The sequence below is a fragment of the Peribacillus sp. QJM3NY_7 genome (assembly GCF_056173225.1).
In genome coordinates this window covers 391,440-415,000 of record NZ_CM149663.1, presented here as the reverse complement: position 1 = coordinate 415,000, position 23,561 = coordinate 391,440, and the positions used below count along the sequence as shown (strand labels likewise).

Here is a 23,561-nt window from a genome sequence, read left to right as displayed (position 1 = left end):
CAACTTTAAGCAATGGCTGCCCGCTTGTCACTTTATCTCCTTGAGCGACAAGTGCTTCGAAACCTTTGCCTTCCAACTTAACTGTATCGATCCCGACATGAATCAAGATTTCACGTCCAGCTTCGGAAACGATACCTATTGCATGTTTAGTCGGGAATAAATTAACGATCGTACCGTCCACAGGAGAAACAACCAACCCTTCCTCGGGTACAATTGCAAATCCATCGCCCATCATTTTTTCAGCAAAAACTGCATCAGGCACTTCCGTGATCGGTTTTAATTCCCCTTTAATAGGAGAAACAAAGCGCTCGGAAACTTCATCCGTCCGTAAAGGTTTCGGGACGACATCCTCGATTTGCTTTTCCACACCTACTTCAGGAGACGTTTCTACTTTACGAGGCCTTTTTCCATCAATGATATCTTTCATTTGCCCCTTGATCGTTTCTGAACGAGGTCCGAAGATAGCCTGGATGTTATTGCCCACTTCCAGAACTCCAGCGGCACCAAGTTTCTTCAGCCTATTTTTATCAACGTTACCGATGTCATTGACCGATACACGAAGACGGGTAATGCAAGCATCCAAGTGAGAAATATTTTCTTTTCCGCCCATGGCATCCAAAATATCCCCTGGAAGACTTCCAGCTGTACTTGCAGATCCTTCCGCTTCCTCATCCTCATCCACTTCACGACCAGGAGTTTTAAGGTTAAACTTCCTTATCGCAAATCGGAATCCAAAGTAATAGATAACCGCAAGGACTAAACCAACCGGAATAACAATCCATGCATTGGTTTGCGGATTGATTAAACCAAACAGTACGTAATCGATCAAACCACCCGAGAACGTCATCCCGATTTTCACGTCCAGTAAATGCATGGTCATGAATGATAGACCGGCAAACAGACAGTGAATCCCGAAAAGTACCGGTGCAACAAATAAGAATGCAAATTCAAGTGGCTCAGTAATCCCGGTCAAGAATGATGTAAGTGCTGCAGAAGCCATCAATCCCCCGACTATTTTCTTTCTTTCCGGTCTTGCTTCATGATAAATGGCCAAAGCTGCAGCTGGTAACCCGAACATCATGAATGGATATTTACCAGTCATGAAGGTACCGGCCGTTAAATTCTGTACGCCATCTTTAATTTGTGCCATGAAGATGGCCTGGTCTCCTCTGACTGGCGTTCCCCCACCTTGAGGGATATAGCTGCCAAATTCAAACCAGAATGGAGAATAGAAGATATGGTGCAATCCAAAAGGAATCAGCGCACGTTCTACAACCCCAAACACGAAAGCTCCAAGTGTCAGGTTAGCACCCAACATATTTTCGGAAAATGAATTTAACCCCGATTGAATCGTCGGCCAAATCAAAATCATCAGCAACCCAAGAATAACTGCGCTTGCAGCTGTTACAATGGGTACAAAACGTTTACCTGCAAAGAATCCTAAATAAGAAGGCAGTTCAATTTCATAAAACTTATTATACATAACAGCAGCCATGACACCGACGATAATACCGCCGAACACACCTGTTCCCAACGTCGGGATTCCCAGAACATTGGTATACACCGCACTATTGTTCTCAATGTCGGCAGCGTCAATGCCAAGAACAGTTCCCATCGTTACATTCATAATCAAGAAACCGATAATCGCCGCAAGGCCGGCAACACCATCTCCACCAGCTAACCCAATTGCGACCCCCACAGCAAACAACAAGGGAAGATTCCCAAAAATAATATTTCCGGCATTCTCCATTACCGATGCGACCATTTCCACTCCGCCACTCGCAAGAAACGGGGCGATATCCAATAAAGTTTCGTTTTGCAATGCATTACCAAACGCAAGCAAAATTCCGGCCGCTGGTAAAATGGCTACAGGAAGCATCAAAGCTTTACCGATTTTTTGCAAAACACCAAACAACTTCTTAAACATAGGTTTTCCTCCTCTTTACTGTTTTTCCATGCTAATAAAACGGTTACATTTACGATGGTATTCATCTTCCCACGCATCAGAATTCAAATACAAAAAAGGCATAAGCAAAGATAGGATTGAAATGAAAATTCAGGTATATAATACCCTCTTTCATAACAATCATTCTCCTCACTTATGCCTGATCGAATCAGTAACACGTAAGTTAATGTATGTTTATTTAATTTTCTTTTGTAATCGTTGGATATGCATCGTTAGATAGACAGCTTCCGCATCACAAACCGGTTTGCCTAATTTCTGCTGCATAATTTTTATTAGCTTCCAAGAGATATTGTAACACAAAGGATATTCTTCTTTCAATAGCATTGCTATTTTTTCAGGTTCCTCTACTTTTTCCCCAGCAAGCACCCTGTCTATCATGAATCTTAAATGACGGACCAAACGTGAATAGTCTATGCTATCCTTATTAATTTTCACATTGAGCTGTTCTTCAACAACTTGGATAAGGTGATAGATTAACTGCGAATGCTGATTGACTTCCGATAAGTCTTTATTTGATATTGCGCTATGAATATGAAGCGTAATAAAACCGATTTCCCCTTGGGGCAGGCCTATGCCTGTCTTATCTTGAATTAATTCTACTACATCGACAGCAATATCATGTTCAAAAGGATAAAGGGTTATCGTTTCTTTCAAGAATGGGTTTTTGATAGTCATTCCTTGTGAAACACGCTGAAGGGCGAACAATAAATGATCTGTTAAACCGACATGTATATGTTCATTTAACTTTCCAGTAACCCGGTCATTAATGAGATGAATGGATTCTATAATGGCTGCTTGAAGATTTTGATCGATTTGCGGCAAGAGTTTTTTGTAACTTTCCTGTTCCTTAACATTTTTCAGGACAAATGTTTTCTCCGCTAGTTCCGGACTCAACTCTTCGCCTTTCTTTCGGTTGAAGCCTAAGCCCTTTCCAATAGTAACGACTTCTCCATACGACGGATGCGTGGCAATCACCACATTATTGTTCAAAACCTTTTCAACGATAAAACCATTCATTTTTCTCCCTCTTTTTTTCTCAAAGTCATCCCTATGCCCCATACAGGATAAAGTACTTAGTACTTAGTACTTTTACTATACACGATATGAGCTTTCTCTTACAACATGAAAGAAGAGCCCCGAAATCAGGACTCTCCTTACTTACTTGCATTATTACTTCAAGAAAATGAAATATAGCAGGAAGACGACTCCAAGCCCCCACATGATCGGATGAACCTCTTTTGCTCTTCCTTTCATCGACATAGTGATTGGATAGAAGATGAATCCGCAAGCGATACCTGTCGCAATTGAATATGTCATAGGCATCATGATGACCGTAAAGAAGGCCGGAACCGCAATTTCGAACTTTTGCCAGTCAATATTTTTAAGTGATGATGCCATTAATACTCCGACTATAACCAATGCCGGCGCAGTCACAGCAGATGTCACCACTGATAGAAGCGGGAAGAAGAAAAGGGATAGGACAAACAGCAACCCTGTCACTACAGCCGCAAATCCACTTCGTGCACCAGCGGCAACACCCGATGTGGACTCTACATAAGATGTCGTGGTGGATGTACCAAGAATTGCACCTGAAACGATGGATAATGAATCAGCAAGCAACCCTTTACCCACTCTAGGAAGAACATTATCCTTCATCAATCCAGCTTGTTGTGCGACAGCCACCAGCGTACCGGCTGTATCAAAGAATGCTACGAACAAGAAGGTCAGTATCACGATTAACATTTGACCAGTGAAGAGATCACCGGGATTTCCAAAGGCATCGAACGCAACCCCGAATGTAGGCGCTATGCTAGGAACGGCACCGATTATTTTGTCCGGCACCGGAACTTGTCCAAAGATCATTCCTGCAATGGCTGTAATGACCATTCCTATGAACACGCCGCTTTTGACGCCTCTCGTCATCAAAATGACGGTTACGACAATTCCAAACACAGCCAATAAAGTATTTCCTGATGTCAAATCGCCCAGTCCGACAAGAACGCTGTCATCATTCGTGATGATACCAGCATTCTGAAACCCTACAAAAGTAATGAATAAACCGATACCGGCTCCAACTGCGTATTTCAATTCGACTGGAATTGCATTAATGATTTTTTCACGTATTCCCGATAGGGAAAGTAAAACGAAGATAATACCTGAAATCAATACTCCTGTTAAAGCCGTCTGCCAAGGAATTCCAAAGCCAAGCACAACGGTAAAAGCGAAGAAAGCATTCAACCCCATACCCGGCGCGAGCGAGATTGGATATCTGGCTATGAGTCCCATTAATATCGAGCCGATTGCGGCTGACAATGCGGTTGCGGCAAAAACCGCTCCGTAGTCCATTCTTAATTCATCCGGATAGTCCTCGATGCTTTGTAAAGTCAGCATTACAGGGTTTACAACCAGGATATATGCCATTGAAAGGAAAGTAGTTAGTCCACCAAGTATTTCACGGCGATAATTAGTTCCCAGCTCGTTAAACCGAAAATAATTTTTCATTATGAGTCTCCCCCATCATAAAATCGTGCCAACAGAAAATGCCCCATTCGTTTATGAACGGGGCTTGACTGCGGTCATGTAAAGAAGTGGCGGTTTATTTATACACGCCAATCCTTCCACATCGTAGTCAAGCCGTTCACGGCAGCTTGGTAGAAACTTTTGGGCCATATCCCCAATATTATACGACAATTATGTTTTTTTATTATTATAGGTATAGTGTATCAGTCACTAAAATAATCGTCAATATACCAAACGAATATTTTTTATGTAATTTTAGGCAATGTTCGCGTTTCGCTATTTATTCCTTAATTATCATGGCTATATCTTCGCCAACATACGTAAAATGTAAGTAATCTACATATTCAAATACTATTTCAACAAAAAAAATCAGTGAAGGTTAATTCCTTCACTGATTGGATGGTTTCAATCTACTATTCCCACTCGATCGTTGCAGGCGGCTTAGACGTAATGTCATAAACGACGCGGTTTACATGGTTTACTTCATTAACGATTCTCGTTGAGATGATTTCAAGTACATCCCATGGGATTCTTGCCCAATCGGATGTCATTCCGTCAATGGACGTAACCGCACGGATTCCAATTGTATAGTCATACGTACGTGCATCGCCCATTACCCCTACGCTACGAATGTTAGGAAGCACCGTAAAGTACTGCCAAATTTCGCGTTCCAAACCATTTTTTCTAATTTCTTCACGTAAAATATGGTCAGACTCACGAACGATTTCAAGTTTTTCATCTGAAATTTCGCCTAATACACGAATACCTAAACCTGGACCAGGGAATGGTTGACGCCAAACGATTTCGTCCGGAATGCCCATTTCACTTCCAAGTGCACGCACTTCATCCTTGAATAGAGTGTTCAAAGGCTCAATCAATTTAAATTGCATATCTTCCGGCAGACCGCCAACATTGTGATGCGATTTAATTGTTTGTGCAGTGGCCGTACCACTTTCAATAATGTCTGTGTAAAGTGTACCCTGTGCAAGGAAATCAATTCCTTCGAGCTTCGTTGCTTCGTCATCGAATACGTAGATGAACTCGTTACCGATGATTTTCCGTTTTTGTTCCGGATCTGAAACGCCAGCAAGCTTCGATAGGAAACGTTCTTTTGCATCGACCTTGATTACGTTCATATTGAAACCTTCCCTGAATGTTTCCATTACACCTTCGGCTTCCCCTTTACGAAGTAATCCATGATCAACGAAAATACATGTCAGCTGATCGCCAATCGCTTTATGGATCAATACAGCAACAACGGATGAATCCACCCCACCGCTCAATGCGCATAACACTTTTTTATCTCCGACCGTTTGGCGGATTTTCTCCATCTCGATTTCAATGAAGTTCTCCATTGACCAGTCACCTTTACAGCCACAAACGCCGAATACGAAATTTTTCAGAATGTCATTACCGTATACGGAATGACGGACTTCTGGATGGAATTGCACGGCATACAATTTACGTGACTCGTCACTCATAGCCGAAATTGGGCAAGACGGATTCGTCCCGTCAATTTGGAAACCTTCAGGCGTTTCCACCACTAAATCACCATGGCTCATCCAGACGATTTGTTCTTTTGGCAGGTCGCTGAATAACTTCGACTCGTTTTGGATGGCAAGTGTCGCTTTTCCGTATTCACGGTTCTTCGCTGGTTCCACCTTACCGCCAAAATGTTTGGTCATAAGCTGCATGCCATAACAAATACCGAAAATCGGAAGACCCATTTCGAATATGCGTTCATCACAACCAAATGCATTTGCATCATAAACACTGTTCGGGCCCCCTGAGAAGATGATTCCCGTCGGGTTCATTTTCTCAATTTCTTCTACAGTAATTGTATGAGGATGAAGCTCACTGTACACACCAAATTCACGGATACGACGAGTGATCAATTGATTATATTGGCTTCCGAAATCAAGTACTACGATCATTTCCTGGTTTTTTTGCAATTCTGTTTTCCCCGGCACAAACGTCACCTCTATCAATGTAATTCACTCATAAAATCGAGTGATAATTCTTATAAAAAATATTATCATAAAAAAAGAAAAACTAAAAACCCACCCTCAAAAATACAGAAAAAGTACAGACGAAGGCAGATTTTCAGCTTTCCTGTTAAAATCCGCCTTCATAGTCAAATCATTTACGGTGATTCGGTAGAAACTTTCGATCCATATTATCGAGGATATATGAAGGATATATTAGTTTAAGTTAGTTTTTGTTATTGTATCAATATAATAAAAACCTGGTCAAGAGCTAGTTTTTCTCATTAAGCTTTCCCAACCCTTTTGAAAGTGTTTCCATTCCCCATCTTCCGCGTCTCCACGATATATCATTAACTCGTATCCAGCCGTCAATTCACTCATCTCATCTGTAGCGTACACTGCATCCACATAGGCGGCGTACTCCCTTAAGGTTTGCCCCTCCGGCCGAACTATACCAGCCCGTTTTAATTGTTTCAATAATATTAAATAAGCTGTCGAGAAATGAGCATCGGTTTTCTTTCTATAACGAAGAATCTGCAGAAGAGGAATCCACTTCCTTCTGAGGAAATAACCGATAGAAGCAAAAATCAATCCACCTGATAATGTGATTGCAGACCATTTTAAGAACCCTACCATGTTCCCAAAACCCGTTTTCACGGAGGATTGAGTTTCCCTATCTGGTGTATCCTGGCGTTCCCTGGCCTCTTTCTTTGTTTGCTCATCATTAGTCGGGGTTTCTTCAGGGTTCTTGATTGCTTCCTGTTTCAATTCCGAATCGTAAAATTCAACTTCCCCATTGAAACCCTTTGTCGGCTCGAAGGGAATCCAGCCTATCCCTGAAAAATAAACCTCGACCCAGGAATGTGCATTATTATTGGTCACCTTATAAACGGATTCGCCATCAAGGATTGATTTTTCCCCTTCGGTATAGCCCTTTACCCATCTTGCAGGTATATTGGCGGCCCTTAGTAATACGACCATGGCAGTTGAAAAATTATCGCAATACCCTATCTGTGTCTCGAATAAAAATTGATCGACATAATCTTGATTGCTCTCTGGATACGGAATATCGTCCTTGGAATAAATGAATTCAACTCCGTCAAAATAATCCTCAATGGCTTTTGCTTTATCGTACCAATTCGTTTTATTGCTTGTAAGCCGGGAGGCCAATTCAAATATCCGGTTTGGCAATCCCTCTGGAAGCTGAGTGTTTTTTTCCATTAATAAATCCATGGAATCGTCGGGTTCCGTCACCTTCCTTAACTCAGCTATATCAAAACTTGGCATATCATAAACCAGTTCATACTCATTCATGGAAAGTCGTTCGCCATTACCCTGTTCGGAAATAAATTTGTCCATCTCCTGATAATATTTGAAATCCTGCCCGTTTTTGCCCTCGATCTTTTTTACATACCCGGACTGCGGATGAAGGATATGTGAATATGATTCCGTCATGGATACTTTTGCGGTCATTTCTTCAGTCCTCACCAATTCAGGAACGTCGTAAATATCTAACGTTGCCATATCCTGCCCGTTGGAAAAAGTGTGAAATTCCGTTTCCGGTATGGTAACCCACCCTTTACCGGTATAAATATTCTTGTTCTCGACTTTCCAGTAATGTCCTGCAGGAGCATTATTATAAAAAACGATGGAACTATCCGGCTCTATCGAACCGCCAAGATCCGAATCGTCTTCATCATATCCGACACCTTTACGCTTCGAATCACCGTCTTCTTTCACAGCTTTATCAGAATAGGAAGTAATATAAGGCACCGGGTCCGTCCACTGCGGGGAGAGCTTTGGGGCGGCGAAACCGACAAGGACACTTACCAATATCATGCCGGTCAGCATCAAGATCCACTTATTGATGGAAGCCATCGGAAAATTAATCCTCTCCTGTATCGTTAGCCGCAGCAGGGAAAGCAAGCCGAGCATCAAAAACCCGATGATGATGATTCTTATCATTGCACTATCCCCCGCATAAGGAGTGAATGTGTCGAGTACAGATATAAAAATCACCGTTAACATAAAAAAGAAAAAGATGCTTTGCCTCACCATCACCCAGTAATGGATCAAATATGTCACAAGCCAAAGAAGGATAAAAAATAGAAACGTTCGAAATGGATTTGTGATCAACTCCCAATTTCCATCATATATAAAACCAAGATTGCCCTTAAAATCCGCTAGAAACCCTTTCAGCCATGACAATTGGTATAAAGCCTCTTTTGAATGGAGGAACTGTAATGAAATCATTATATATGCACTAATGAGAATAAATCGGATCGACCAATGTATGCGGAAATAATGCAGCAGCAGGGAGTAGAGCAAAAATAAGATAAAAATGATGAGATTACCTGTATCTGTGAGTCTATCGACAGGCCTCAACCATTCTGTAATCAACAACAGACCAAATACATACATGAGGACGTGCATGAACTTTTCCAATTTTTCGGTAGTGACATTCATTTCGCCATCACCTCCGATCTGCCAAACTTTAGTTGGCCATGTTCAAAAAAGCTAACCTTTATCCCCCTCGAAACAGCCGCAGAGCTTGACAGCCTTTCTTCATCAGTAAGATCTTCCTGTTTCTTCACGCATAACATCAATCCCTGATTAGGCCGGAAAGCACTCAATATGTCCACCTTTTCTAAGGTTAAGTCTGAAACGATGAATATCACAGCAGCGTTTGCCGGAAGAATTCCCTTCCTGAAATTTTCGTTCAATGCGTTTACAACACCCGGCTTTTCCTTAGCAAGCTGGTAAAAAATCTTTCGTTTCTGTTTGTTGCCTGCAGCTGCCGGTACGATTAACCTCGAGCCCCTACTCACATACCCAACTTCCATGCCCTTCTTTAATATGGCTTGGGCAAGGGAAGCCGCCATTTCAATGGATTCTTCGAATAAATCCGACGGCTTTTCATCAAGCATGATGAATACATCCCGGTTTTTCTGCACCTCGAATTCCTTCGTCATGATTTCACTCGTCCTGGCAGTCGCCTTCCAGTTAATCCAAGACAATTGATCGCCTGGCTGATATTCCCTTACACCGGAGACCACTGAATGTTCCCGTTGTGTTTTCTTTGTTGAGACCACTGCCCCCTGATTGAACACTCGATCAAGATCACTGTAGGCAAGCTCGTGATAACGAGGAAAAACGGTTATTTTCAAAGGTGAACTATATATCGCTTCTTTTTCGACCAGCCCGATAAAGTCCCCAATCCAAAAGCGGATCGATTGAAACGAATGCTCTCCCCGCTGCAAGTTTTCCAAGGTATATGACATGCTGAAGGTACGCTTGAATCCCGGAAAGATAATTATTTTCCTTTGTAGTCCCCTATCTTCCATCTCCTGAGGCAATTCCTCCTCTACCACCATAAATAATAGGGGGAGCCGGTTTTTACGCGTAAATGTCAATGCTATCTCAACGGATTCACCAGCCTGGCATTCCCTTTTATTGACCTTTCTCTCAACGGTAAAATCATGCAGCGGATAAAACAGCAGGATCAAAGCGTACACAGAAAACGGCAAAAATGAATAAAAAATGAACCAACTGACAAAACCGCCTTGAAACATTGCATAGCAAAAGGAAACGGTCATGAGTAATGCAAGTCCGATCACACTCATATTTCCCCTTAGAATGTTGATGAATCTTCGCATTAGGTTACAGCCCGCTTCACAGGCACTTTTGTTGTCGCGACAATTTCATGTATCACCATTCCAGCATCGAAGCCCTCATAATTCGCTTCCGGCTTCAAAATAAGCCGATGGGAAAATACGAATGGCACTAAATATTGAACATCGTCAGGCAGGACATAGTCCCTGCCCTGGATCAGCGCGTAAGCCTGGGCTGCCTTCATCAATGCTATCGATCCACGAGGGCTCACCCCTAAGTAGACCCCTTCATGTGAACGTGTTTGATTCGCCAATTCAACAATGTATCGTTTTATTGTGTCATCCACTATCACCGCTTTTACCTCAGCCTGTAATTCTATCAATTCATCCAAGGTGATGACGGATTCCAATTCCTCTAGCGGTGCCGTGTATTGAGCCCTATGAAGAACCTCTATCTCTTCTTCCATACCTGGATAGCCCATTTTCATTTTTAATAGGAATCTATCCAATTGAGCCTCCGGCAGCGGATATGTTCCCTCGTACTCGATTGGATTTTGTGTAGCCATTACGAAAAAGGGCTTCTCCAATCCTCTTGTGACACCATCAATCGTCACACTTGCCTCTTCCATCGCTTCAAGCAATGCAGACTGGGTCTTCGGCGAGGTCCGGTTTATTTCATCGGCTAAAATAATATGGCCCATTATCGGACCTGGCCTAAAGATGAATTCTTGTTCCTTAGGATTGAAGATCGAAACGCCAGTAACATCCGAAGGAAGTAAATCTGGCGTGAATTGAATTCGCTTGAAGCTTGCACCTATTGATTTTGCCAATGCCCTTACCATGACTGTCTTTCCCACACCCGGAACATCCTCCAATAAGACATGTCCTCCGGAAAGGAGTGCTACGATGCTTAGTTCTGCTATATCCCGTTTTCCGATAATCACCTTTTCGATATTCCCTAGAACCATTTCCAGTTTTTGATTGACCTGCTTATAAATCATTCTCTACCTCCCGGGATTCACATTATCACTATTATTTCATGTCTTCTCTATATCACGCATTTTACATTAAGACCCAATTGAACCTTACATTGTAAGTTTACTAGATAACCGGAAAACCATAAACGAATTTGTTCTAAAAATATTATAGTGGCTTACTGAAAAAGGCAGGGTTAACTGTTTACTAAGTGAATATACCAATGATGACGTCCATTTGTTTAATGAAAACGTCCTGTCACGCCATGGATCAAGGATTAGGGAAGCTGTTGAACTCGCAGACTGTTCATCCTGACTTGTTCAATAAACGATAGGAAGCGCCAATAAATCGGCACATCGCAGTTTGTAGACAAAAGGGTTTCGGAATTCCAATTTTGGCAGTTAATAGAATTGAGCCGGGAAAAGCGCGTTTAGGAAGACCCCGCAGGCGCAAGCCGAGGGCGGACCGCCCGCGGAAAGCGAGTGCCTGAAGCGGAGATCAACGTCCAAATTGTACAAGCCATAAATAAACGGCAGGCGAATTCCAATAAATCGTCCACCTTTTCATAATTTCACGCTCCTGTCATCAGGGCAATGAAGCCACGCCCTTCCGATCTGTATATTCTTAGTAAACTTCTTTTTTTCTTGTTTATGCTAAAATGAATGCAATCCACTCCTAAGATATTAGAGGTACTGATCATGTATAAAAAATTCTTCATTTTGATCTTCGCAGCCGCCCTTCTTTTAGGGCTTATTAAAACCGTTATGGATATGTAGTGAAAACAGCCCGATTCCTGAGGGGAATCGGGCTGTTTTCATTTTCGTTTAACCTCTCCATTCAGCTTCCCCATTTTCGGGATAAGGATAAAAAACAAACAAACGACCAAAAGTGCCAAAACGATGCCGAGCAATATCGTCAGGTCAAAATTAAGCGAAGGCTCTGTTTCTTCTTCGTTTCTCGTTGGAATGCGGACCTCCGAGAATAATCCAAGCTGTTCTGATTTTGAAGCGATGGTATTATTTTGATTCTCCATTACAGGAGACTGAAACAGTGAGTCCTTCACCGAGTCAATGGCATCATATTTCCCTCTTTCAAAAGTGAGGTCCTTTTGTTCTTCAGGCAGTTTCCGCTTCTGTTCCAACAATCCTTCTTCATGAAAATACTCCGTTTGAATATCAATATCGTTTTCTTGATATTCATTGGGCTCCACCATCGGTTCCTCTTCCGCCCCACCATGAGGTGCATGGCTAAAAAACAGGATGAGCAAGACAGGCATTACGTATTTATTCCACTTCATGGGCCATTGCTCTTCTTTCTGCAAGACGCTTCACTATATATGGAATGACCGTTGCGATAAGCGTCAGTACAATCAAGATGATACTAGCCGGAATGAATGCCGACTGATTACCGAATTGAATGGACATGTATACGTCCGCAACAGGGTGGTCTATATTGAAATTAGGCATGATTAAATCCAATAATGGAATGGTAAAGAAACTGATCAAACCAATCACCAGGATAGCACCGACAAACGGCCCAATCGAGAAGGCAAGTCTGGTAAACGCTGAACAGAAGAATAGAAGCAGGACGGTGAAGACGGTCCATTTAATCTCCTGCATATCTCCCAGTGGATAGATCTTCAAGCCATACATGCTGATGATTAAACCTACGATCAGATTCAATAAGGTAAACAAGGCCGCATGGACCATCATTGGAATGGCTTCATAATGATGCAGGAAGAAACCGATCAATATCCCAGAAATGAGTATGATCACCAACATGACGATCGGTGGGATATTAACCTTTTCCTGTTGAAGGACTTCCCCGCTGATTTGTACGGGATTCGCTAAATATTCGTACACATACCCGTTCTCCTGATCATCGACTAGAGTGTTGTTCAAGACGCTATATACGTCCGTCTTGATTTTTTCTGTTGAGTCTACATTTTGGGACCAATTATCATTAAGCTGATCGGCCCTTTCCTGTACGGACCCCACTTTCGCTTGCAGGTCTGCTGTATCCTTCGTGACCGTTTCCTGTCTTTCCGCTACAGAATTGACAAGCTCGGAAATGAAGCCGACAGTTGTTGCCGTATTGTCTTGAAGTGATACAAACATTTCTCCATCAAGGTTAACGGGCGGTTCTGCCTCCATCTCAGGAACTTCCATATCATCCAACAAATTGGCAGAAACTTCTTGAGCCTTGCCTGTAATTGCCGCCAATTCAGCTAAAGTGGCTTTCTGCCCCGTTTCGACGTTAGCATCATATTCTTTCATATACCCCATAATGGATTCCGAGAACATCCCGAAGTTCTCATTGACTCCTGCTAAACTGGCTTTAACGAGTTTCGCTTCTTCATCTACATTTCCGGAAACCCCATTTTTCAAGTTTTCCAATTCTTTTATATTGGCTGCAAATATCTTATCTACATTTGCTTCGGTGACTCTTTCAGCCAATTCACCATAAGATGAGAGTGAACCGTAATAGGCAAGGAGGGTAGTTGAATCCCGATTGGTGATAGGATTCTCGAAGGCCTTCACAAGCACCGCTCGCCTTTCACCCCCCACTTTTTCTAGAAGTGACTGTTCGAGAGTCTTGATTTCTGTGATGGCCTCTTCGATTGTCATACTCTGGATGTCCTGTAATTTTTGAATATCTTCCTGTGACTTTTTCCATTGGTCACCTAAATCCTTATAATTCGTGCCGAGTTCATTATAATCAGCTTGTAATTCAGTAAACTGCGCCAGCAGGTCATTATATGAATCTACCAGTGTATTAAACTCCATTATCACTTGGTTATAATTCCCCGTTCTGCCGCTTACCGTTCCGCTGAGATTATTGATTTCCGTTTGGAGTTCCGCTGTGAGAGTGTTGACTTGTTCAGCAGCTCCTTCACTTCCTTCTGCCGGCACCAAACTTTCAAGTGCCGTGTTGATCCCATTGATTTGATCCAGCAGTACCTGGAGAGACAGTTCATCAATCGGGTCCTTCTTGTCAGGTGCAGCAGCTGATTCACCTTTTCCCGTTTCCGTTTCAATATCATCTATAGGCGTCGTTCCTTCACCTATATCCTCCCCATCACCAGAGCTGCTTGCAAGATTTCCTCTTTGCATAAGCAGGGTTGACTGAAGGTTATCAAGACCCGCCTCTTCCGATTGTTTCAATTGTTCAATCGAGCTTTGTTGATCTTGGGTGATTTTCGTAATTTGTTCTACTTGTTTGTCTTTCATGCTTGTTGAAAATTGTTCCAATTCATTACTGCTGGAATCAAGTTTCTGCTGCATGATTCCAACATTTTCTCTAATGCCTTGATCATTAAGGCTGTATTTCGTATTCATCCCTTGCTGAATCTCTGGTATAGATTGATTCCCCTCATTCAGCACCTTGTCGTATGACTGCACACTCTCCATGACAAGCTGCTGATTTTGCGCAGAGGCCTTCTCAAAAAGGATACTTTGAGCTTTTTGATATTCCTCAAAAGAAACAACATCTTTCACAAATGAAGCCATTTGAGTCTTCGTGTTCCCTATTTCATCCATTGTTTCAGTACTTGTTTTGCCAGCATCTTTCGTCTCGGCAAAAACTCCTTCAAGCATGTCCTTATGCTGCTTGATTTCGCCTGCAAGACTTTCCGAGCTTGGAGTATAGAACTCATACATCGTGTTTTGAAAAGCGATTTCTTTAGCAAGGACATTATCGAACTTCTTACGGATGTCCTCGACCGATTGGGAAACATAGCTCCAATACTGTGTTGAAATATGCTTATTCATTTTGCTCTTTGTTTTCTCTAATTCCTTTTGTACCTTTTCCATGTTCTCTGCATTCAAACTGGGTTGTACCTTGTACTTTATCCCCGCCTTGACAGGCTGTTCATCATCGAACGTATAAATATTCTCTGAAAAATCGGATGGGAAATATATGACTGCATCGTACTTTTCATTTGCAAGTCCACTTTCCGCCGTACTTCTATTTACCACAAACCACTCATATTCAGAATCCTTGTCCAGTGTAGTAACAAGCTCTGAGCCCATGTAAATAGGGTTATTGTTAAATTCTGTCCCATTATCTTCATTAACAATGGCGATTTCACGAGAAGCCGTTTCTGTCATTTTCATTGGATTTTGGCCAATATAAGAAAAAAACAAGATTGGCAGCGCTAAGATCACCAGTATTTTACCGATTAACAGCATCGGTTTTATTTTTTCAGACACTTTCTTGCACTCTCCTTCTTTCTTCACTTAGCGGAATTTGGATTTTACTCTCCTGGCCATTCAGCACAAAGTATCCGTAACCCGGCTGTATTTCTTCTTCTTTTCTGGAATAGGAGAGGGTGTACAAGCTTTGGTCCGATTTTTTAAGAAGCAAAACAGCCTGTCTGACTTGTTTCAGTTCGGTTGTCAACGAATCATACCCCTTCGTGAAGTCGTTGGCATTTCCAGCGACAATCAGACTAAACCCGAGATGGCTGTATTGTTTCATCAAACTGCTGATCCTATCCTGAATCCTGCCGTCTATCGTTTGCTGGATCCTTGAAATGCTATCTATGACAAATATGACCGGTGGGAATTCCAGTTGCTTCATCGGTTTCAATTCCAATGCCGCAAGATAACTTCGCTCACGTTCTTCAAATATTCCAGTGATATGATCAAGCCATTCGGTTATCCGCTCTTTTGTTTCCACATAGCTCACCTTCTCCTCAAAAGCATAAGAAGATAGGCCGCGATCCACTCCGTCAAACAATCCAATTTCGCCGACCGCCTGTGTAAGCAACGTTTCCAGCAGCACTTTAAGGACATTCGTTTTCCCTTTACGTGACTGTCCTACGACAAGCAGGAATGGATTGGCATTCAACTCCACGAATACAGGTGTAACGCTTTCCTCTGAAAGCCCGATTGGAATGGCATCCTTCTTAATGGTTTGTGAGCAGTAACTCTTGAAGCTGCTGGAATCAAGACGTGCCGGTAACATCCGAATCGCCGGCGGTTTGTCCATTTCCTTATATTTAACCTTATGTTCTGCCACAGCTTGTTTCATTTCTTCCAAAACGGCTATATCATCCGCTCCATCGGCTGGTAAGTAAATCTGGGTGAGATAGGTTTGGTCCTTTTTCACCAACGCCCTGCCAGGAACAGGTTCATTTTCATAAGGGGTTCTCCCCAAAACTGAATATTTTTCCGAACTGTCCATTAAGTAATGGACGACCTTCGTCTTAAGGCTATTCATTAACGGCTGGCGAATCGCATTGATTCTCGTTGCCGTTAAAATCATGAAGATTCCAAGTGATTGTCCATCACGTGCAAACTGAACGAATTGGGCTTCCTGATCCTGCATCTCATCCTTCACTATGTCAAAATTGTCGACCACGATATAAATAATCGGCAATTTATCTTCCACCAATGCATTATAAAGCTTTATGTTACTAAGCTCCTTTTCTGAAAAAAGCTCTTTACGCCTTTCCATTTCCGCCTTCATGAATAACATGAATTTTTCGATTTTCCTTAATTCATCAAACCTAAAGTATTCCCCAGTATGAGGCAGCTGGCGCATTGGGAGTAAAGCGCTATTCCCGAAGTCGAAAATATAATAATGCAGTTCTTCAGGACTTAATTGATCTGCAAAATTAAAGAGAAGTGTCAAAACGGTGGTTGACTTGCCGTACCCGGAAGAACCAAAAATCCCTATATTCCCATCATCAATCCAGTTATAGACATAATTGGTCTGGCTTTGCAATTCGGGCTCATCCTTCATTCCCAGGTGGAATTGATTCATCGTCAGGCTTCTTTCAGGGTTTCTTGATAAACGATCTGAAAGAGGCGGCAGCCATGGGCTTGCCAACTTCTTAATCTCCATTTCTTCCTGTATCGCCACAATTCGATCCGCCACGGCTTCAATTTCACTAATCTTTTCTTTCCTCTTATTAGTGACCTGTTCCGATACATTTGAGATTTGAACAAGACCGAGGTCTGTGACAAGTGCCACTTCATCCTCAGATCCAACCGTATCCTCTAAATATGGGGCACCGCTCCATGCAGACTGGAACAATTCATAAACCTCGTTATTTCCAACCTGCAAATATCCCCGTCCAGTGACAGTAATATTTGCTGCATCGCTATTTTTAAGAATTTCCTTACTATCACTGGCATCCTGCACTTTCAAGGAAATTTTAAAACGGGCATTGCTCCAAATCTGGTTATCAATTACACCGCCCGGCTTTTGTGTAGCAAGAATTAAATGAACTCCCAAGCTTCGTCCAATTCGCGCCGTACTAACTAATTCGCGGATGAAATCGGGTTCTTCATTTTTAAGTTCCGCAAACTCATCTGATATCAAAAATAGGTGCGGTAACGGTTCATCCGCTTTGCCTTCTTTGTATAAGTCCGTGTAATCGTTGATATGATTGACTTCGTATCGATCAAACATGCGCTGGCGCTTCTTCAATTCACTATTGATGGATGCTAGTGCCCTGGCACTGAAGTTCTTGCTGCCCTCAATATTCGTAATGACTCCCAGCAGATGCGGAATCTGCCTGAATGGCTGTGCCATTCCCCCGCCTTTATAATCTATAAGCAAAAAGGCAACTTCATGCGGATGATAATGAACGGCTAATGATAGGATGTAGGTTTGCAGTAATTCACTTTTCCCCGATCCTGTCGTTCCGGCAACCAATCCATGGGGGCCATGCGCCTTTTCATGCAAGTTCAATTCAACCCTATCCGTTTTCCCTTTCAATCCAATCGGAACTGCCAAGGATTTGGAAGACTGATTGGTCCGCCAGTTTTGGCTGATAGGCAGCTCTTCCACTTCACGAGCTTTCAATAATTCAAGGAATGAAACCGTTTCTGGTATGGAGTTGTTCATGCCTTTTTGATGGTCTAATGAACGGAGCGTACGTGCATAACGCTCATTTCCTTCTTTTGAATGTGCATCAAGTTTAAATGGAGTATGAACGGCCTTCGTTTGCTGGATGAGAATCTCACCCTCAAAATCATTGATGTACTTCACAAGCGTATGGACATTTTCCGTCAAACTTTCTTTTGCATCCGCTGCAAAAATCGTCGAGATACCTAAATCGTCCGTTTTACCTTCTAAATATTCCAATATGACATGTTCAGCTATTAAATTACGATCCGTGACAATAAAGACAAAGTGGGGAGTGAATCGCACTTTCCCTTTGTTCTCATCCAAATCTCTTTCCCTCAATAGCTGATAAATCGAGGTCAGGAGCTGGTCACGTGATTGCTCATTATATATAAATCCTTTTGCGTAGGCATGCGGCAATTGAAAATGAGGGAGCCATTTCATCCATTCCCATTCCTGATAATCCTTTTCCGGAAAGATGGCGACAAATCGAACATCATGATAACTATGAAAAAAGGCCAGTTGCCCAATCAATTGCTGCAGCTCTCGTTTAACAATCGATTCCTTTCCGACCAGGCCCATCGATCCGCTTGATAAATCGATCGATAACGGAAGATCTTCCAGGTTTTTGTATACATCCACAAGTTCCTGCGACTGCTCAAGTAAATCATCTATATCCCGATTGGACATATCGCTGCTATTTACCGACACTTGATAACTTGAGGGTATGGTCGCCGTTCCGATTTTAAAGTGCAGGGCATCTTCACTTTCCAGAGTTCGTTCCCATATACGATCGCTAATACTATCAGTTAGAAGCTTCATCCTTTCAAAGGAGGGGTAATGATAGAACAGCACATTCTTTTGTTTTTCAGACAGCTCTTGCAGTTCTTCCCTCTTCTGCTCTAGATACCTGGTATATACACGTTGGCGTTTTTCTTCTCTGAATTTTTGCTTCTTTTTGTCTTTAAAGTATTGTACCGTCGAGGTAACTAAAGTCGTCGTGAACATCACAATCGATATGATGATGAAAATGCCCCGCGGCTGAATGACCGTGATGACCCCCATGACGATCAGCATCATTAAAGGCGGCATAAGGATTAACCATAACCCTCTATTATTATCTTCCGCCTCTTGGCTCGGAAAAGAAATCGTCACTTTCTCATCCGGCAATTCGTAGATCATCCTTGGTGTCCGGCGATACTGTGGATAGTTTTTTTTCATTTCAGAGATTGGCTTCTTCATTTTAGCTAAAGATGTTTCATAGCTCTCGGCGCTATGAATCATCAATAAGTCGCCTTCAATCAACCTCAGCACCATATGCGGCCAGCAAACCAGATCACCATTTTGAATGGGAACAGGCTTCGTTACCCTTTCACCGTTCAGGAATATCCTGCTATTTCCCACTGGCATAAGGTGCCACTGCCCTTTATGCAGCACAAGGGAAAAGTCATTGCCGGAAACGGGTCCTTCTTTACGGATAGTCGCTCCCTCCTTGGCCGATAAAGTGATTTCTTTCAAGTTGCCTATATAATAGAGGCTTTCTTCCAATTCCCCTGACGTATAAAAAATCTCGACCGTTTCTTCTCCTTCTTGAAAGGTGAAGCTATGGAATGGCTTTACATCGCCAAGCTTCTTGTCCTCTCTAAACACCTCATATTCATCAAGTCCCTCATTTTTTTTCAGCTTGATAGGACCTTGTTCAAAAGGAATGGAATAAACGGTGATCGTATCCTGTTTTGATGGCCCAATCGAAATTGGACCGTTATGATTATCCTTGATCGTAAAGGATTGGTAGGTCCCACTAGAATAAATCCATAATAAACTCATTAAATCTCACCTCCGCAAAAGGCCCATTGCTCACTCTTTGCTTTTCTCTTTTTCTTCAGTTAATTTTTTGGAGGAATCCTTACTTTCTTCTTTTCCCCCAGAAGCAGGTTCATTTTCCGCTTCTTCTTTTACAGCAGGTTTTGCTTCCTCTGCGCCTTTATCCTCTATATTCGAGTCTGTTGCAGCAGGGTTCTGATCTTGCTGTTCCTCCATTTGCTTATCCAATTCCTTTTTTTCCTTTTCATATTGGGATAGCTCGGTATCGACTTCTTTAATTTGCGTTTCCTTTTCTTCCCCAGATAGGCTATCGTCCAACTTAATCTGTTCTTTCTGGTTTACCAGCCCGTACATAATCAATTCGCGATCCTCCATGATTCTCGCCAAATCGATCGCTTCCTCGCTCATGCCCCTGCCTATATAAATCCAATATAGGAGATACTGACTATCCGTTTGCAACGAGATTGCATTTTCCACATTTTTCCTAGCTACCCCCTCCAACGGTTCATAAGTGACGTAGGACTTCGCCAGTTCATATTGAACGACATATGGCATCTTTTTCGGATCGTAGTTTTCCAAACGGTCAATGACTTCACTGTATTTTTGTTTTAAGAAGCTTTCACCGCTTTCTACATATGCATCCTGCTTAGGTTGGGAGAAGAATAGTGTGTAAATCGCAAACAATAGCAGTGGCACTAGAACGATCACCGTACCCCAAAGTGTATAACGGCCCGTTTTCCATTTCTTTTCAGGAATATGTACAAATGCTTTTTCTTCCTTCTCTAAAGCTTCTATCCGGTTTTGAATGACCGTGGAAAGTTCATCCCAAGTCCCTGATGACAATATACTTTGTGATTCGTTCGATAGTTTCAGTGTTTTATGGTAAAGCAGATACTCTTCGAATGTATGCTGCCCATCCACAAGCGCCGAAATCGTTGCCTTCGTTTCTTTAAATAACTCATCTTGATTATGCTCATAAGGAGGCAAACTGTCTTTTACCCCATAATGCAGGAAATATGGGGTAAAGCTTGAATCGAAAACGATATTTTCCGGACAAACGACTAGTTGCAGGCGATTCAATTCATGATTCCTTATTTTCTTTTGGATCTGATAAGACGATAACCATTTACTCAATGGATTTTTATCTTTAGCTTTGGAAAAAACAAAAAAAGAGGCTGGTGGATTTACTCTGATCTTCACCTCGTCCTCTGTCACTTCTATATGTTTCTGGAGAGCATCATCCGCTTCATGAATAAGCTGTAATTCCAGTGGGTCCTGCATCGGTAGTTTTGCCCGTTGGAAAACGAACGAATGCCCCTTATCATCCTTCATTATTGCAGCTTCTGTTTTTTTCTCCAGATATGGTTTCTCATCCATTTTATGTAACTCCTTTACCCCTGCTAAAGGGCTTTAGACTTTTTTCCTATAAAGAGTCCACACCTATCCATTAGAGGATCTCAAGGCGGTCCCCCGTCGTAATTCCGCTATCAAGCAGGGTTTCATAACCTGAACATACGAACTCTTTATTCTGGACCCGCACCCAATAGCCTTCTTTAGGTGCACTGGCAATATCTTTTACCTGCCATATTATCTCCACAACCTTCTTGATGGAGCGGTAATTTGACACTTGCAAATCAAATACTTCCCCTGTATACCTGTTTAAATCGATCGTTAGTTGAATATATATGGAATCCACCTCTTTTAAAGCAAAAAAGCACCACGATTCTTCAAAAAGAGTCGCGGCGCTTTTTCCTAGAAATTCTTTTTCTCATTTACCTAATGATTATCCGCGAATTTGACTAGCAATCTGATTATCTGTGTCTTCAAGGATTTGAGCTGATTTATTCAATTGTTGAGAAACTTCATTCAACAAGCGAGCCATATCCATGAATGAAGGCTTTAATTCTTCGTACTGACCTACGAAAGCCTCACTGGAAGAACCTTCCCAAATACCAGTTAAATGATCTCTCATTCTATCTAAACGACCAATCATATCAGTTACTTGTTGGCTCTCATTATCATATTGTCTAGCTACATCTTTCAGTTCCGAAGGTGTTACGCGAATTTGTGACATAGAAAAAACCCTCCTTTTATCTTATATAGTACATTTTAATGGAACCATACATTTTCTGCCATATAAATAAGCGCAAAGTCGAAAAATGGTAAATTATAATTATGCAAAAAAACCTAAATATGGCATTATGAAAGTCTATGTACCTGTTTTCCCAAACCTTTAAACCCATTTTTTAATTATTTTTTAATATTTTACTTTTTTATGGTAAAAAAAGTACCTTATACCCAATATTTCTGAACCATTATCCATTAATATGGTTTTCACCATGATATTAGTGACTTTCGACTTTCTTTTCTACGAAATTAATCAAACGTTTGATTAAAGTCTGAAAAGCAATTTTTATGATTGATTGAATATAAACCATTTACAAAACATAATGAATGGAGGACCTTTTTTACCATGCTACTTTCAACTTTATTTTGACAGGTATCCTTGTCATATAGCGAGAATCGATATATCCAACAGAAACAGGCCAGCTCTTGCCAATGATTTTTTTGGAATATCCTTCATGTTACATTCATGATTCAATTACGTTACTTAATCATATAACCCGTTCCAAAAAGTGTTTCAAAAACCGCTCACTTTCCACATTCGTACAGACACGGATTCTAGGTTCGCCATCCTTTTGACCGATTGTCCTGCCTGCTTCTTCACCCTCGGTCACCACCTTGACGTTCATCCATTCTGTCCTGACAAAACTTGAATCAATCGCAACCCCGACTGCAAGTGGATCATGAAGGGCGCAGCCACCCAAACCTGGATGGGAGTTTTCATATGCTTTCATATAATAATCGGTTATTTCCGCTAAAAATTCGGCGCTTTCCTTACCAGTGGCACGCCAATCATCAAGCTTCGATTTCAGTAGGTATGTTTGCAGCGTCACATCAAGCCCCACTAGGGTGATCGGCAGTCCTGAAGTCAATACCTGATGTGCCGCTTCAGGATCTGATATTATGTTCGCTTCAGCATAAGGGGTTACATTTCCTGGTACATTTACGGCACCGCCCATAATTACGACCTCTTTTACAAGCGACATGATCATCGGCGCTTTATTGATCGCCAATGCGATGTTAGTCAGTGGTCCAACTGCAATGATCGTAATTTCATGCGGTCGGCTTTGCACTTGATCGATAATGAAATCTGCTGCATTTCCTTGTGATGCTTTGATGGTTGGTTTAAACCGAAGGGTATTTCCTAACCCGTCTTCCCCATGAACATGCTTGGGATACCGCTTCTTCCTTCCGCGCACCAAAGTTTGGTCAGCACCTTCATATACCGGTATGCGCCTATTTAATTTCTCCAAGACGGCAAGTGTATTACGGGTCGAATCAACAACGGGCACGTTACCAAAGCAAGTGGTGAATCCGAGCACTTCCAATTCAGGGGAATTTAAAGCATATGCCATCGCCATGGCATCATCTATCCCCGTATCTACATCAAATATGATTGGTTTCAATATTTCCACACCTTCCAAAATCACTTTTTGCTTTATCAAATCATTGCTTCTCTTATCTCTTCCTTATGTATAAAGAAACACTGTTATCCACTGAATTTTAACATTCAACAATAGCCCAGTTCCACTGAAATTTAGGAATACTCATAATTCACAAACAAATGACAAGTACAGTCGGTACTTGTATCTACCAGTAAAAATAGTTGACCGTCCATAAATATCAATGATATAAAAAGTGAAAAGAAGATGTTGTGCCACGAACTAGTTATGAATACATGCGTTACGAATTTATGAT

General features: G+C 41.9%; 14 protein-coding genes and 2 riboswitches (1 of these 16 only partly in view). All 14 genes read right to left on the bottom strand.

Annotated features, from left to right (window positions below):
• Positions 1–1,927 carry the 5' portion of a glucose-specific PTS transporter subunit IIBC gene (gene ptsG, locus AC0VX1_RS02065; protein ID WP_106028079.1) on the bottom strand. 143 nt of this gene lie to the left of the window's left edge, so 1,927 of the gene's 2,070 nt are visible here — the first part of the coding sequence; it begins with the start codon at positions 1,925–1,927; its stop codon lies off the left edge, out of view.
• Between the two features lie 213 nt (positions 1,928–2,140).
• Positions 2,141–2,983, bottom strand: a complete 843-nt coding sequence (gene glcT / locus AC0VX1_RS02060) for a glucose PTS transporter transcription antiterminator GlcT (RefSeq protein WP_034306152.1) — start codon at positions 2,981–2,983, stop codon at positions 2,141–2,143.
• Positions 2,984–3,136: 153 nt separating this feature from the next.
• Positions 3,137–4,468 (bottom strand): NCS2 family permease, encoded by a 1,332-nt coding sequence (locus AC0VX1_RS02055; RefSeq protein ID WP_034306155.1) that lies wholly within the window; start codon positions 4,466–4,468, stop codon positions 3,137–3,139.
• 104 nt (positions 4,469–4,572) lie between these two features.
• A riboswitch (purine riboswitch) is annotated at positions 4,573–4,674 on the bottom strand.
• 225 nt (positions 4,675–4,899) lie between these two features.
• Positions 4,900–6,456 carry a glutamine-hydrolyzing GMP synthase gene (gene guaA, locus AC0VX1_RS02050; RefSeq protein WP_034306157.1) on the bottom strand — a complete coding sequence of 519 codons (1,557 nt, stop codon included), beginning with the start codon at positions 6,454–6,456 and terminating at the stop codon, positions 4,900–4,902.
• A gap of 141 nt (positions 6,457–6,597) precedes the next feature.
• A riboswitch (purine riboswitch) is annotated at positions 6,598–6,699 on the bottom strand.
• Positions 6,700–6,735: 36 nt separating this feature from the next.
• Positions 6,736–8,937, bottom strand: a complete 2,202-nt coding sequence (locus AC0VX1_RS02045; protein WP_475469692.1) for a DUF4129 domain-containing transglutaminase family protein — start codon at positions 8,935–8,937, stop codon at positions 6,736–6,738.
• Positions 8,934–10,094 carry a DUF58 domain-containing protein gene (locus AC0VX1_RS02040; RefSeq protein ID WP_475469691.1) on the bottom strand — a complete coding sequence of 387 codons (1,161 nt, stop codon included), beginning with the start codon at positions 10,092–10,094 and terminating at the stop codon, positions 8,934–8,936. Before AC0VX1_RS02040 ends, AC0VX1_RS02045 begins: the two co-directional genes overlap by 4 nt.
• 32 nt (positions 10,095–10,126) lie before the next feature.
• A complete protein-coding gene (locus AC0VX1_RS02035; RefSeq protein ID WP_057276062.1) occupies positions 10,127–11,083 on the bottom strand; it encodes an AAA family ATPase in 957 nt (318 codons plus the stop codon).
• Between the two features lie 788 nt (positions 11,084–11,871).
• Complete coding sequence (gene essA / locus AC0VX1_RS02030; RefSeq protein WP_052137216.1) at positions 11,872–12,354, bottom strand: type VII secretion protein EssA; 483 nt, start codon at positions 12,352–12,354, stop codon at positions 11,872–11,874.
• Positions 12,341–15,268, bottom strand: coding sequence for a type VII secretion protein EsaA (gene esaA, locus AC0VX1_RS02025; protein WP_475469690.1), 2,928 nt, complete (start codon positions 15,266–15,268; stop codon positions 12,341–12,343). The genes essA and esaA overlap by 14 nt, the downstream gene beginning before the upstream one ends.
• Positions 15,261–19,742: a type VII secretion protein EssC gene (gene essC, locus AC0VX1_RS02020; protein ID WP_475469689.1), complete on the bottom strand. Its 4,482-nt coding sequence runs from the start codon at positions 19,740–19,742 to the stop codon at positions 15,261–15,263. The genes esaA and essC overlap by 8 nt, the downstream gene beginning before the upstream one ends.
• Before the next feature lie 30 nt (positions 19,743–19,772).
• Positions 19,773–21,116 (bottom strand): type VII secretion protein EssB, encoded by a 1,344-nt coding sequence (essB, locus tag AC0VX1_RS02015; RefSeq protein WP_475469688.1) that lies wholly within the window; start codon positions 21,114–21,116, stop codon positions 19,773–19,775.
• A gap of 70 nt (positions 21,117–21,186) precedes the next feature.
• Positions 21,187–21,426, bottom strand: coding sequence for an ESX secretion system protein YukD (yukD, locus tag AC0VX1_RS02010; protein WP_053537134.1), 240 nt, complete (start codon positions 21,424–21,426; stop codon positions 21,187–21,189).
• A 96-nt stretch (positions 21,427–21,522) separates the two neighbouring features.
• On the bottom strand, positions 21,523–21,813 hold the full coding sequence (locus AC0VX1_RS02005; RefSeq protein ID WP_034306171.1) for a WXG100 family type VII secretion target: 291 nt from the start codon (positions 21,811–21,813) through the stop codon (positions 21,523–21,525).
• A gap of 541 nt (positions 21,814–22,354) precedes the next feature.
• Positions 22,355–23,269, bottom strand: a complete 915-nt coding sequence (locus AC0VX1_RS02000) for a nucleoside hydrolase (RefSeq protein ID WP_413024205.1) — start codon at positions 23,267–23,269, stop codon at positions 22,355–22,357.
• Between the last annotated feature and the right edge of the window lie 292 nt (positions 23,270–23,561).

What these genes read in the sequence shown, in the direction of transcription:
- essB (WP_475469688.1), bottom strand. Translation starts at nt 21,116, where the DNA reads ATGGATGAGAAACCATATCTGGAGAAAAAAACAGAAGCTGCAATAATG.
- AC0VX1_RS02035 (WP_057276062.1), bottom strand. Translation starts at nt 11,083, where the DNA reads ATGATTTATAAGCAGGTCAATCAAAAACTGGAAATGGTTCTAGGGAAT.
- AC0VX1_RS02040 (WP_475469691.1), bottom strand. Translation starts at nt 10,094, where the DNA reads ATGAGTGTGATCGGACTTGCATTACTCATGACCGTTTCCTTTTGCTAT.
- essA (WP_052137216.1), bottom strand. Translation starts at nt 12,354, where the DNA reads ATGAAGTGGAATAAATACGTAATGCCTGTCTTGCTCATCCTGTTTTTT.
- essC (WP_475469689.1), bottom strand. Translation starts at nt 19,742, where the DNA reads ATGAGTTTATTATGGATTTATTCTAGTGGGACCTACCAATCCTTTACG.
- glcT (WP_034306152.1), bottom strand. Translation starts at nt 2,983, where the DNA reads ATGAATGGTTTTATCGTTGAAAAGGTTTTGAACAATAATGTGGTGATT.
- AC0VX1_RS02005 (WP_034306171.1), bottom strand. Translation starts at nt 21,813, where the DNA reads ATGTCACAAATTCGCGTAACACCTTCGGAACTGAAAGATGTAGCTAGA.
- AC0VX1_RS02055 (WP_034306155.1), bottom strand. Translation starts at nt 4,468, where the DNA reads ATGAAAAATTATTTTCGGTTTAACGAGCTGGGAACTAATTATCGCCGT.
- AC0VX1_RS02045 (WP_475469692.1), bottom strand. Translation starts at nt 8,937, where the DNA reads ATGAATGTCACTACCGAAAAATTGGAAAAGTTCATGCACGTCCTCATG.